The sequence below is a fragment of the Pseudomonas sp. LARHCG127 genome (assembly GCF_052871455.1).
Map to the genome: position 1 here is coordinate 499,743 of NZ_JBIXJT010000002.1, position 12,748 is coordinate 512,490.

General features: G+C 62.0%; 12 protein-coding genes. 5 read left to right on the forward strand and 7 right to left on the reverse strand.

Features of this window, described 5'->3' with window-relative positions; all coding sequences use genetic code 11:
* Positions 1-10 precede the first annotated feature (10 nt).
* Positions 11-2,227, forward strand: a complete 2,217-nt coding sequence (katE, locus tag ACIPQ1_RS05630; RefSeq protein ID WP_411386057.1) for a catalase HPII — start codon at positions 11-13, stop codon at positions 2,225-2,227.
* 118 nt (positions 2,228-2,345) lie between these two features.
* On the opposite strand, the gene ACIPQ1_RS05635 is transcribed toward katE, so the two are convergent.
* Genes ACIPQ1_RS05635 through zur form a run of 4 tightly spaced genes read right to left on the reverse strand, consistent with a single transcriptional unit; the run spans position 2,346 to position 5,142 of the window.
* A complete protein-coding gene (locus tag ACIPQ1_RS05635) occupies positions 2,346-3,059 on the reverse strand; it encodes a PA5502 family lipoprotein (RefSeq protein ID WP_411386058.1) in 714 nt (237 codons plus the stop codon).
* Positions 3,060-3,096: 37 nt separating this feature from the next.
* Positions 3,097-3,885: a zinc ABC transporter permease subunit ZnuB gene (znuB, locus tag ACIPQ1_RS05640; protein ID WP_411386059.1), complete on the reverse strand. Its 789-nt coding sequence runs from the start codon at positions 3,883-3,885 to the stop codon at positions 3,097-3,099.
* A complete protein-coding gene (gene znuC, locus ACIPQ1_RS05645; protein WP_060739886.1) occupies positions 3,878-4,660 on the reverse strand; it encodes a zinc ABC transporter ATP-binding protein ZnuC in 783 nt (260 codons plus the stop codon). The genes znuB and znuC overlap by 8 nt, the downstream gene beginning before the upstream one ends.
* The gene (gene zur / locus ACIPQ1_RS05650; RefSeq protein WP_053126886.1) at positions 4,660-5,142 is read right to left on the reverse strand and encodes a zinc uptake transcriptional repressor Zur; all 483 of its coding nucleotides are present in this window, start codon (positions 5,140-5,142) and stop codon (positions 4,660-4,662) included. The genes znuC and zur overlap by 1 nt, the downstream gene beginning before the upstream one ends.
* Before the next feature lie 66 nt (positions 5,143-5,208).
* On the opposite strand from zur, the gene znuA reads away from it, so the two are divergent.
* Positions 5,209-6,141: a zinc ABC transporter substrate-binding protein ZnuA gene (gene znuA, locus ACIPQ1_RS05655; RefSeq protein WP_250961576.1), complete on the forward strand. Its 933-nt coding sequence runs from the start codon at positions 5,209-5,211 to the stop codon at positions 6,139-6,141.
* Between the two features lie 131 nt (positions 6,142-6,272).
* On the opposite strand, the gene ACIPQ1_RS05660 is transcribed toward znuA, so the two are convergent.
* Together ACIPQ1_RS05660 and ACIPQ1_RS05665 are read right to left on the reverse strand one after the other, a co-directional pair.
* Complete coding sequence (locus ACIPQ1_RS05660) at positions 6,273-7,223, reverse strand: homoserine kinase (protein ID WP_446533729.1); 951 nt, start codon at positions 7,221-7,223, stop codon at positions 6,273-6,275.
* Between the two features lie 58 nt (positions 7,224-7,281).
* Positions 7,282-7,569, reverse strand: a complete 288-nt coding sequence (locus ACIPQ1_RS05665; protein ID WP_053126892.1) for a DUF2782 domain-containing protein — start codon at positions 7,567-7,569, stop codon at positions 7,282-7,284.
* Positions 7,570-7,643: 74 nt separating this feature from the next.
* On the opposite strand from ACIPQ1_RS05665, the gene polA reads away from it, so the two are divergent.
* Complete coding sequence (gene polA, locus ACIPQ1_RS05670; protein WP_411386062.1) at positions 7,644-10,412, forward strand: DNA polymerase I; 2,769 nt, start codon at positions 7,644-7,646, stop codon at positions 10,410-10,412.
* Positions 10,413-10,959: 547 nt separating this feature from the next.
* Here polA and yihA read toward each other — a convergent pair.
* Positions 10,960-11,601 (reverse strand): ribosome biogenesis GTP-binding protein YihA/YsxC, encoded by a 642-nt coding sequence (yihA, locus tag ACIPQ1_RS05675; protein ID WP_186706429.1) that lies wholly within the window; start codon positions 11,599-11,601, stop codon positions 10,960-10,962.
* A 191-nt stretch (positions 11,602-11,792) separates the two neighbouring features.
* Between yihA and ACIPQ1_RS05680 the strand changes: the two genes are divergently transcribed.
* Both ACIPQ1_RS05680 and ACIPQ1_RS05685 read left to right on the forward strand, forming a co-directional pair.
* Positions 11,793-12,083: a c-type cytochrome gene (locus ACIPQ1_RS05680; protein WP_003196231.1), complete on the forward strand. Its 291-nt coding sequence runs from the start codon at positions 11,793-11,795 to the stop codon at positions 12,081-12,083.
* Positions 12,084-12,129: 46 nt separating this feature from the next.
* A complete protein-coding gene (locus tag ACIPQ1_RS05685) occupies positions 12,130-12,741 on the forward strand; it encodes a c-type cytochrome (protein ID WP_053189415.1) in 612 nt (203 codons plus the stop codon).
* The last annotated feature ends 7 nt before the right edge of the window (positions 12,742-12,748 follow it).

Below are 12,748 nucleotides of genomic sequence, written 5' to 3' on the forward strand. Positions count from 1 at the left end.
GCCACTCCAAATGCCCGGGTCCTGCACCTGCGGCATCGAACTCAAGAGTCCTGGCCACAGCGAGGAACGCAAAGAGGAGTCATGCCTGATGAGTATCAACAAGCCCACGGTCGACAAGAGCCAACTGGCCGGGACCGACACCCTGGACCGCGGTAACACTAACGCCAAGCTCGAAAGCCTGGAACAGTTTCGCTCCGACGCCACCGAGCAGGCGCTGCGCACCAACCAGGGCGTGAAGATCGCCGATAACCAGAACACCTTGCGCGCCGGCCCACGCGGGCCCTCGCTGCTGGAAGACTTCATCATGCGTGAAAAAATCACGCACTTTGACCATGAACGGATCCCGGAGCGCATCGTGCACGCCCGCGGCACCGGCGCCCATGGCTACTTCCAGGCCTATGAGTCCCATGCGGCCCTGACCAAGGCTGGTTTCCTACAAGACCCGAGTAAAAAGACGCCAGTGTTCGTGCGCTTTTCCACCGTGCAAGGTCCACGGGGTTCCGGTGACACCGTGCGGGACGTGCGCGGCTTTGCCGTGAAGTTTTTCACCGACGAAGGCAACTTCGACCTGGTGGGCAACAACATGCCGGTGTTTTTCATTCAGGACGCGGTGAAGTTTCCGGACTTTGTCCACGCGGTAAAACCCGAGCCCCATAACGAGATTCCTACAGGTGGCTCGGCCCACGACACGTTCTGGGATTTCGTCTCGCTGGTGCCGGAATCGGCCCACATGGTGATCTGGGCGATGTCTGACCGGGCCATTCCAAAAAGCCTACGCACGATGCAGGGCTTTGGGGTGCACACCTTCCGTATGATCAATGCCGAAGGCCGCAGTAGCTTCGTCAAGTTTCACTGGCGACCCAAGGCCGGGACCTGTTCCCTGGTGTGGGACGAAGCCCAGAAACTCGCGGGCAAGGACACCGACTACCACCGTCGCGACCTGTGGGAATCCATTGAGATGGGCGACTACCCGGAATGGGAGTTCGGCGTGCAGATCGTTGCCGAGGAGGACGAGCACAAATTCGACTTCGACCTGCTCGACCCGACCAAGATCATTCCCGAAGAACTTGTGCCTATCACCCCGTTGGGCAAGATGGTACTGAACCGCAACCCGGATAACTTCTTCGCCGAAGTCGAGCAAATCGCTTTCTGCCCTGGGCACATCGTGCCGGGCATCGACTTTTCCAACGACCCGCTGCTGCAAGGCCGGCTGTTTTCCTACACCGATACGCAGATCAGCCGACTCGGTGGGCCGAATTTTCATGAGCTACCGATCAACCGGGCGATTACGCCGGTGCACAACGGCCAGCGCGATGCCATGCACCGCACCACCATCGACAAGGGGCGGGCGTCCTATGAGCCGAACTCCATCGACGGTGGTTGGCCGAAGGAAACCCCGCCGGGTCCGCAGGACGGTGGCTTCGAAAGTTACCCAGAGCGTATCGATGCCTACAAGATCCGCCAACGCAGCGATTCGTTCTCTGATCATTTCTCCCAGGCGCGGCTGTTCTACAAGAGCATGAGCCCCCACGAAAAAGAGCACATCATCGCCGCCTACAGCTTCGAGTTGGGCAAGGTCGAGCGGGAGTTCATCCGGGCGCGGCAGGTCAATGAGATCCTCGCCAACATCGACTTGGAACTGGCCGGGCGGGTAGCAAAAAACCTCGGCTTGCCGGCACCGACCGCAGGTACTGTCGATGTTCCGACGCCTTCGCTGGAACAATCCCCGGCCTTGAGCCAGGCGAACCTGCTGTCCGGTGACATCAAGACGCGCAAAGTGGCGGTGTTGGTGGCCAACGGTGTCGATGGCGCGATCATCGATAAGCTCAAGCAGGCTCTGGAGGCTGAGGGCGCCCACGCCAAAGTGCTGGGGCCGACTTCGGCGCCGGTTACCACGGCCGATGGGAAAACCCTGGCGGTGGATGCGTCCATGGAAGGCTTGCCGTCGATTGCCTTTGACGCGGTGTTCGTGCCCGGTGGCGCGGAGTCGATCAAGGCCTTGAGTCGCGACGGCGTGGCGTTGCATTACGTGCTGGAGGCCTACAAGCATCTGAAAGCCATCGGGCTTCATGGTGAGGCCCGGCAGTTGTTGGTGGAGTTGAAGCTGGAGGTGGATGCGGGGTTGATCGAAGATGCGGATGCGAGCGGTTTTTCGCGGTTTTTCGCGGCGATTGCTCAGCATCGGGTTTGGGCGCGGGAGCCCAAGGCGAAGGCGGTTCCGGCTTGATGGCTGCCTGAAAGGGATTTGTTGTCCGGTAGGGCGCTATCGCGAGCAAGCTCGCTCCCACAGTGGTTTTGTGTCGATCACAAAATCTCATGTGGGAGCGAGCTTGCTCGCGATGCTTTTAGTGCTTACGCGGCGTCAGCACAACCTGCGCCGGCACACTGCGCAAAATCTGCTTCTGCAGCTTCAGGTCAAACCCCGGATCCAGTTTCTTGACCCGTTTGCTCAACAACGTCGCCAACCACGGATAATCATCGGTACGCGGCGCCTGGATGCTGACGTCGCATTGGTAATTCACCACATCGGCGGCGATGGCGTCCAATTGCCGACGCATTTGCTGGATATCGGCTATGTTGAGCGCAACGGTAGTACTCGGTGCGCTCGGGTCGATCACCTTGGCGACCGGTTTGGCTTCGGCGGCCTTGAGGTCGGCCTCGGCTTTTTCCAGGTCGGCCTTGCGGGCTTCGGCGATGGCGCTGTTGACCTCGCCGGTCAGGGCCGGGGCCTTGGGCATCAACGCTCGGGCACGGCTCAGGGCGGTGGCGGCGGCGTTGACATCGCCTTTTTGCAGGTCGATCTGGCTGCGGCGTAGATACGCCTCGGCCAATTGCCGCTGGTAGGGTTCCAGCGTCGGATCTTCGGGCGACTGGGCTTGCAAGGCGGCCAACTGGCCTTCAGCGGTGGCCAGCTCATTGCTGGCCAGGCTTTGTTCGAGCTGCGCGATGGCCGGGCCCCGCGTATCGGGAGCCTGGGTGACCGGCGGAGTACTCTGGCACGCGCCCAGCAGCAGGGAAAATGCGACAAGGAGCAGATAACGGGAGGCGAACGGCTTCATTCCTGCGACTCTCTATTTGCGCAAAAAGCGAGCAAGTCTACACCCCTCGACGGGGCAGGACAAAACTCAGCAGAAACAACGCAGCGGCGCTGACCACGATCGACGGGCCGGCCGGGGTGTCCTTGAACCAGGAAAGGGCCAGGCCGCCACACACCGCGAGCATGCCCAGCAGGCTTGCGCCCAAGGCCATTTGCTCGGGTGAGCGGGCGTGACGCTGTGCCGCAGCCGCCGGAATGATCAGCAATGAAGTAATCAGCAACACACCGACAATCTTCATCGCCACGGCGATGACCACCGCAATCAGCAGCATCAGCGCCAAGCGCAGGCTGACCACGGGCAAACCCTCGACCCGCGCCAGTTCTTCATGGACGGTGACCGCCAGCATTGGTCGCCACAGCGCCACCAGCAACAGCAACACCGCCGCGCTGCCGCCCAGGATCCAGGCAAGGTCCGTCGGACTGATTGCCAGCAGATCGCCGAACAGATAGGCCATCAGGTCGATCCGCACGTCACGCATGAAGCTCAGCACCACCAGCCCGAGGGACAGCGTGCTCGGCGCGAGGATGCCCAGCAGCGTGTCGGACGCCAGTGGCTGGCGCTGTTGCAGGGTGACCAGCACCACCGCCAGCAACAGGCAGCCAACGGTCACCGCGATGGCCGGGCTGACATCCAGCAGAAAACCCAGGGCCACGCCCAGCAGTGCCGCGTGGGACAAGGTGTCGCCAAAATAGGCCATGCGCCGCCAGACCACGAACGAACCCAGCGGACCGGCGACCAGGGCGAGTGCCAAGCCTGCGAGCAGGGCGTACAACAGAAAATCAGCCATGCTTGCAGCCGTCTCCATGAACATGATTGGAAGCAGAAGGGGCGCTGACCACCGAGCCATGCAGGTCATGGGCGTGGTCATGGTGGTGGTGATAAATCGCCAGGCTTTGTGCGTTCTTTCCGAACAGCTCGACGAAGGCCGGATCGCCGCTGACCTGCTCGGGATGCCCGGAGCAGCAAACGTGGCGGTTGAGGCAGACCACCTGGTCGGTGGTGCTCATCACCAGGTGCAAATCGTGGGACACCATCAACACGCCGCAGCCATGGCGGTCGCGCAGGCGCGTGATCAGGCTATACAGCTCGGCCTGCCCCGCCACATCGACGCCTTGCACCGGTTCGTCGAGCACCAACAATTCAGGTTCGCGCAGCAGGGCGCGGGCCAGCAGCACGCGTTGCATCTCGCCACCGGACACGCTTTGCACTGGGCTGTCGATCACCTGTTCGGCGCCGACCTCGTTGAGCGCAGCCAAGGCCCGGGCGCGGTCCACGCCAGGCACCAGGCGCAGGAAACGCAGCACCGACAGTGGCAGCGTCGGGTCGACGTGGAGTTTTTGCGGCATGTAGCCGACGCGCAACCTGGGCTTGCGCCAGACGCTGCCGCTGTCGGGCTTGAGCAAACCCAGCACGGCGCGTACCAGGGTGGTCTTGCCGGCGCCGTTGGGGCCGATCAAGGTCACGATCTGCCCCGGCTCGACGCTCAGGTGGATGTTGTCCAGCACGTTCTGCCCGGCGAACGTCACGGCCACCTGCTCGAGGCGGATCAGCGCGTTGCTCATCAGGCCCCCTGGCAGCCGGAGCAGAGGCCGACGACTTCGACGGTCTGGGTGTCGACGACGAAACCGACGTCCTTGGCGCTGGCGACGATGGCATCGCTGATGGATTTCTGTTCCAGCTCGATGGCAGCGTGGCATTCGCGGCAAATCAGGAATTGGCCTTGGTGGGCGTGCTCCGGATGGTTGCAGCCGACGAAGGCGTTGAGCGACGAAATCCGATGCACCAGACCGTTTTCCAGGAGGAAATCCAGCGCCCGATAGACGGTTGGCGGCGCGGCGCGGCGGCCGTCCTGTTCGCTGAGCACCGCGAGGATGTCGTAGGCGCCCAGTGGCTTGTGGCTTTGCCAGACCAGTTCCAGCACGCGCCGCCGCAGGGCGGTCAGGCGCAACCCTTGGCGCGCGCAGATGGCGTCGGCCTCGGACAGCGCGCTGTGCACGCAGTGGGAGTGATCGTGGGGACGACTGGCAAGGGGTGTAATAGGCATGGGCAGCGACGAGTTTAGTGAGAGACGTTATTATGTTACCCGTTCTCGCCTCTACGAGTGGTCATCGTGTCCCGATTTTTTTCGCTCTTTGTCGCTTTTGTCGCAAGTGTTCTACTGATCGGCCCGGCCCAGGCCGACGTCAAGGTCCTCACCAGCATCAAGCCGCTGCAGTTGATCGCCGCCGCCGTGCAGGACGGCGTGGCCGTTCCAGAAGTGTTGCTGCCCCCGGGGGCTTCGCCGCATCACTACGCGTTGCGGCCCTCCGATGTACGCAAGGTGCAGTCGGTGGACCTGCTGTACTGGATTGGGCCGGACATGGAAGGTTTCCTACCGCGCGTGTTGAACGGTCGTACCCTGCCCTCCGTTGCGGTGCAGGAGCTGCCCGGGCTCAAGTTGCGTCACTTCGCCCAGGACAGTGCGTCCCACGAGGATCATGACCATGATGAGGGCGATGATCACGATCACGACCATCGCCCCGGCACCGTGGACGCCCACCTGTGGCTGTCGCCGCACAATGCGCGGGTGATTGCTGCCAGGATGGCGGCTGACCTGAGCGCGGCGGATCCAGCGAATGCGGCCCGCTATCAAAACAACCTCAAGGGCTTCAACCAGCGCCTCGATGCCTTGGACACGCGCCTCAAGACGCGCCTGGCCGGGGTTGCGGGCAAGCCGTACTTCGTCTTCCACGAGGCGTTCGATTATTTCGAAGACAACTACGGCCTCAAGCACGCCGGGGTGTTCGCCGTGGCTGCCGAAGTCCAGCCCGGCGCCCAGCATGTGGCGGCGATGCGCACGCGCTTGCAGGCGGTGGGCAAGACCTGCGTCTTCAGCGAACCGCCCCTGCGCCCGCGCCTGGCCGAAACCCTGGTGGCCGGGTTGCCGGTGAAACTGGCGGAACTGGATGCACTGGGCGGCTACACCCCGGCGACGGCGCAGGGGTATGAGCAGTTGTTGGAAAAGCTGGGGAATGATTTGGCGGGGTGCCTGGAGTCGTTATAACCCCACTGCTCTTGTGGCGAGGGAGCTTGCTCCCGCTGGGCCGCGAAGCGGCCCTAAAAAATCTTGCGGTCGCTGCGCAACCGAGCGGGAGCAAGCTCCCTCGCCACAAAGGCATTCAGATCCACTAGGTGTCAGAGGGCGAACGGCAACACCGTATGAACCGTCTGCCGCTGCGCCAACCGCTGCTGGAACTCCTTTGGGTCATGGATCAACACATCCTGCCCGGCAAACGATTCGGCGGCGATCAACCGCGACAGCCAGAACCGCACGCATGCCACGCGCAACAGGGTCGGCCATAGCTCGGCCTCGGCAGCCGTGAACGGCCGCAACGCTGCATAAGCACCCAGCAACGCCCGGGCCCGGGCGCCATCGAGCACGCCGTCGTCATCCGAGCACCAGTCATTCAGGGCGATGGCGACGTCATACAGCATCGGCCCGGAGCAGGCGTTATAGAAGTCGATCAGCCCGGTCAGGTGCGTGCCTTCGAACATCGCATTGTCGCGGAACAGATCGGCATGGATGTTGGCCCGGGGCAGCGCCAGGATGCCGACCTTCTTTAACGAAATTTCCTCCAGCGCAGCCTCCAGCAGCTGACGCGGTTCGGCGTCGAGGTGCGAAAGCAGCTTGCCGCCCTCCTCCTCCATCCAGTCCAGGCCGCGATCGGTCTTGCGCTTGATCATGTTGTCGCGGGTCGCCAGGTGCAGGTGGGCGAGCAATTCGCCGACCTGGGCGCAATGCTGAGCGTTGGCCTGCTTGATGTGCTTGCCGGCCAGGCGCGGTTGCAGCAGCGCCGGTTTGCCCGCCAGCTCCCGCAGCGCGACGCCGTCGGTGGTGCGCAAGGCGTAAGGCACCGGCAGGTTGGCGTCGTGCAGCACGTCCAGCAGTTCGATGAAGAACGGCATTTCCTGCACCGGGCCGCGCTCGACCAGGGTCAGGACGAATTCGCCCTGCTCCAGGCTGATAAAGAAATTGGTGTTTTCGCTGCCAGCGGCGATCCCCTGGAAATCAAGCAAGCGGCCGAGCCCGTAAGGGGCGAGAAAGGTTTCCAGCTCGGGCCGAGCCAGGGGCGTGAACACAGACATGGTTAAACTGCCAGTACGGGCGCCCTTCAGCGGGCGCCGGTTGAAGTCGCGAGCGGTATTACCACTCAAAGATTTTCCACGAAGGGATCAGCATATCCGGCTGGTCCGAGCGGATGAAGTTTGCATCAGTGCCGTCGGCGCGTACCAGGAAATAAGGCTTGCCGTTCTTGGGCGTGACCTTGATCGCGTACAAAAAGCCGTTTTGCCGATATTCCTGAATGGTTTTATCGCCTTCGGTGCGGATGGTGACATCCGGGTCCGCCGAGGGCGCGTCATCCGCCGCCATGACGGCCAGCGGGGTGAATGCAAACAAGCCAGCCAGTAACAGGCGATTTAGTGTACGCATGATAACCTTGTCCCTTTGTCGTCAACGGTCCCGCTATTCTAGCCCCGGACCCGCCGAAAAGGTTGATCCTGCTCATGAGCCAAGCCCCCCTCGTCCTGGTGGACGGTTCTTCTTATCTGTACCGCGCCTTCCACGCGCTGCCACCGCTGACCACGTCCAAAGGCCTGCCGACCGGTGCGGTCAAGGGCGTGCTGAACATGCTCAAGAGCCTGCGCAAGCAGTATCCGGACAGTCCGTTCGCCGTGGTGTTCGACGCCAAGGGTGGGACGTTTCGCGATGCACTGTACGCCGAATACAAGGCCAACCGCCCGAGCATGCCCGACGACATGCGCGTGCAGATCGAACCGCTGCACGCCAGCGTCAAGGCCCTGGGCTTCCCGTTGCTGTGCGTGGACAACGTCGAGGCCGATGACGTGATCGGCACCCTGGCCCGCAGCAGCGCGGCGGCCGACCGTCCGGTGGTGATCTCCACGGGCGACAAGGACATGGCGCAGTTGGTCGACGGGCACATTACCTTGGTCAATACCATGACCGGTAGCGCCCTGGACGTGGCTGGCGTGAAGGAGAAGTTTGGCGTCGCTCCGGAGCAGATCATCGATTACCTGGCGTTGATGGGCGATTCGTCCGACAACATCCCGGGCGTCCCGGGTATCGGACCGAAGACCGCTTCCGGCCTGCTGGTGGGCGTCAACGGCGGCCTGACCGAGTTGTACGCGCAACTGGACATCGTCGCCACCTTGCCGATCCGTGGTGCCAAGACTCTGGCCGCCAAGCTCGAAGAGCACAAGGAAATGGCGTTCCTGTCCTACGAACTGGCGACCATCAAGACCGACGTACCGTTGGATGTCGGTCTCGACGACCTGCAAATGGGCACGCCCGACCACGAGAAACTGGCCGAGTTGTATACGTTGCTAGAGTTCAAGAGCTGGTTCGAAGAAAACCAGCGGGACGCCAAGCGTGCCGGCCAGGAGATCCTCGAAGTGGCCGAAGAACAGCCCGGCGCTGCCGAGGCCAAGTACGAAGTCATCCTCGCCCAGGCGCGCTTCGACGCGTGGCTGGCGAAACTGGAAAAAGCGCCGCTGTTTGCCTTCGTCACCGAAACCAACGGCGGCGATGCCCAGCATTCGCAACTCGTCGGCTTGTCGTTCGCCGTGGCCCCGTTCGAGGCGGCCTACATCCCGCTGACCCATTCCTACATGGGCGTGCCGGAGCAACTGGACCGCGACACAGTGCTCAAGGCGCTCAAGCCGCTGCTGGAAAACCCGGACAAGCTCAAGGTCGGCCAGCACGCCAAGTTCGAAACCAACATCCTGGCCAACTGCGCCATTGGGGGTGACCAGAACAACGGCATCCTGGTCCAGGGCATCGCCTTTGACACCATGCTGGAATCCTACGTGCTGGACTCCACTGCGACCCGTCACGACATGGACAGCCTAGCGCTCAAGTACCTGGACCAAAGCAAGACCGATTTCCAGGACATCGCCGGCAAGGGGGTCAAGCAACTGACCTTCGACCAGATCTCCCTGGAACTGGCCGGCCCTTACGCCGCCGAAGACGCCGACGTGACTTTCCGCCTGCACCAGGCCTTGCAGGAAAAGCTGGCCGCCACGCCAAGCCTGGGCCCGGTGCTCAACGACATCGAAATGCCGCTGATGCCGGTCCTGGCGCGCATCGAGCGCCAGGGCGCGCTGGTGGATGCCAACCTGCTGGGCGTACAAAGTGTTGAGTTGGGCGAGAAGTTGGTGGCGCTGGAGCGTGAGGCGTTTGCCATCGCCGGTGAGGAATTCAATCTCGGTTCGCCGAAGCAATTGGGCGTGATCCTGTACGAAAAGCTCGGCTTGCCGGTGCTCAGCAAAACCGCCAAGGGCCAGGCTTCCACCGCCGAAGCGGTGCTCGCCGAATTGGCGGAGCAGGATTACCCGCTGCCCAAGGTGCTGATGCAGTACCGCTCCCTGAGCAAGCTCAAGAGCACCTACACCGATCGCCTGCCGGAACAGATCAACAGCCGCACCGGCCGCGTCCATACCAATTACCAGCAAGCCGTCGCCGCGACCGGGCGCCTGTCGTCCATCGATCCGAACTTGCAGAACATTCCGATTCGGACCGCCGAAGGCCGGCGCATCCGCCAGGCGTTCGTTGCGCCGAAAGGCTACAAGCTGCTGGCGGCGGACTATTCGCAGATCGAACTGCGGATCATGGCGCACCTGGCCAAGGATGAAGGGTTGCTCCACGCCTTTCGCAATGACCTGGACGTGCACCGGGCCACGGCGGCCGAGGTGTTCGGCGTCGACCTGGAAGCCGTCACCCATGACCAACGCCGCAGCGCCAAGGCGATCAACTTCGGCTTGATCTACGGCATGAGCGCGTTCGGCCTGGCCAAGCAGATTGGCGTCGATCGCAAGCAATCCCAGGCCTACATCGACCGCTACTTCGCCCGCTACCCGGGTGTGCTGGCCTACATGGAGCGCACCCGCGCCCAGGCGGCCGAGCAAGGTTTCGTCGAAACCATTTTTGGTCGTCGCCTGTACCTGCCGGACATCAACGCAAAAAACCCGGCCCTGCGCAAAGGCGCCGAGCGCACCGCCATCAACGCGCCGATGCAAGGCACGGCGGCTGACATCATCAAGAAAGCCATGGTTGCCGTGGATGGCTGGCTGACGGCGTCAGGGCTGGATGCGAAAGTCATCCTGCAGGTCCACGACGAACTGGTGCTGGAAGTGCGTGAAGACTTGGTCGACCAGGTGCGCGAAGAGATCCGCCAGCACATGAGCGCCGCCGCCACGCTGGACGTGCCGCTGCTGGTGGAAGTGGGCGTGGGCAATAACTGGGACGAGGCGCACTGATTCCCACGTCCTGAGGCCTAGGGCTCTTGTGGCGAGGGAGCTTGCTCCCGCTCGGCTGCGCAGCAGCCGTAAACCGGGCGATGCGGTCTGCTGGAAAAATGCAGGGGCCTGCTGCGCAGGCCAGCGGGAGCAAGCTCCCGCGCCACAGGGGAGTGGTGTCAGGATAGGGAGATGGCCATCGCGAGCAAGCTCGCTCCCACATGGGGTTTGTGTCGAGCCGAAGATCGAGCCCAACACCCATCCCACTGTGGGAGCGAGCTTGCTCGCGATAGCGTCAGCCCGGCAATCGATACCGCATTGAATCACCGCAAACCCATGTATGGCTTCGTTAGCTCGGAAAATTCCTACGGTTATTTCCAAAAAAATCTGAACTAAACCCGTGAATCGCCACTCAGAGATTCTGAATGGCTGGTGAAGCCCTTCAATGCTCCTATGTTGTGTTAAGTGTTGGCAGATATCTGGACCCCGCCCTAGCGGTCCGGAACTTGGACCCCGAACTTCCCCCTCCCCATAAGAAGTCCGGGGTTTTTTTTGCCTGCGATTTGGCTTATTCGGCCTCTTCGCTGCCCTTGTCCGCCAATTCCATCCAGTCCGCCAGCACGGTATAGGCTTCTTCCAAACCCATGCGCTTGGGTGCCGAGAACAGTTGGATGGTGATCGCGTCGCCCCAGCCCTTGCGAATGTCCGACTGCACTTTGAGCAAGGTATTTTTCGCTGCGCCGTAGGTGAGCTTGTCGGCTTTGGTCAGCAGGATGTGCATCGGCATGCCGCTGGCGACCGCCCAATCGAGCATCAACAGGTCGAAGTCGGTCATCGGATGGCGAATATCCATCATCAAAATCAGGCCTTTCAGACTCTCGCGGCTGCCCAGGTAGGCTTCCAAGTGGCGCTGCCAGTGTTGCTTGAGCGGGATCGGTACCTTGGCGTAGCCGTAGCCAGGCAGGTCGACCAAACGCCGTTCATCGTCTAGCTTGAAGAAGTTCAAGAGCTGCGTACGACCCGGGGTTTTCGAGGTGCGTGCCAGGCTCGCATGGGTCAAGGTGTTCAGCGCGCTGGATTTGCCGGCGTTGGAACGGCCGGCAAACGCCACTTCAAAGCCTTCGTCGTCTGGGCATTGATCGACTTTGGCGGCGCTGAGCATGAAGGTGGACTGTTGGCACAGGCCAAGGATAGGGTTCTTCAGTTGCATGGGATTTCCGATGTGGGCGGCGTCGGGAATGGACGCGGCAAGCTGTGTCGTTTCCGTTTCAGTGACGCCAGTATATAATGCCGCAGATTTTGTGTGCGCTTTGTCCCAGCGTAGGATGAAGCTCACGGGAGCGACCGACCGAAATTGCGCATTAGAACGCAGCTCGTTCCCAACCCTGAAAAGGTCGTTTTATGACGAAATGGCTGCTAGCTGCCGGTGTCTTGATGCCGCTTTACAGCGCTCAGGCTACACAGGATCCGGAAGCTGTGTACAACCGTGTTTGTGGTGCCTGTCATTCCGGCCAACTCCCCATGGCGCCCCGCAAGGGCGATCAGGAAGCTTGGACGCCGAGGTTGGCGAAAGGTATGGAGACGCTGGTGCAACACGTGACCCAGGGTTTCAAGGCGATGCCGCCGCGTGGTTTGTGCATGGACTGCAGTGCCGAGGATTACCGAGCCATCATCCAGTGGATGAGCGAGTGAACCCGGTCCATAACTCTTTAACCCTTAGCCGTAGTTGGATTAGCTGATGAACAAACTGATCGTGAGTCTGCTGTTGACCTTGGGGATATCCGGCGTAGCCCACGCCGCTGGCAACGCCGCTGCCGGTCAGGCGAAAGCGGCCGTATGCGGGGCCTGCCACGGCCCGGATGGCAATAGCATGGCGCCCAACTTTCCGAAACTGGCGGGCCAGGGCGAGCGCTACTTGACCAAGCAGCTGAAGGAAATCAAGGACGGCAAGCGTGTCGTGCTGGAAATGACCGGCCTGCTGACCAACCTGAGCGATCAGGACCTGGAGGACATCGCGGCCTACTTCGCCAGCCAGAAGGGCAGCGTTGGCGCCGCCGATCCAAAACTCGTGGCTCGTGGTGAAGCGCTGTTCCGCGGCGGCAACCTGGAAAAAGGCCTGCCAGCCTGCACTGGCTGCCATTCCCCTGACGGCAAGGGCAACGCCGCTGCCGGTTTCCCACACTTGGGCGGCCAGCATGCCCAGTACATCACCAAGCAACTGACCGATTTCCGCAAGGAAGAAGGCGGTCGTGCCAACGACGGTGACGCGATGACCATGCGCACCATTGCCCGCAAGTTGAGCGACGAAGATATCGCCGCCGTTTCCAGCTACATCCAGGGCCTGCACTAAGGCCGTT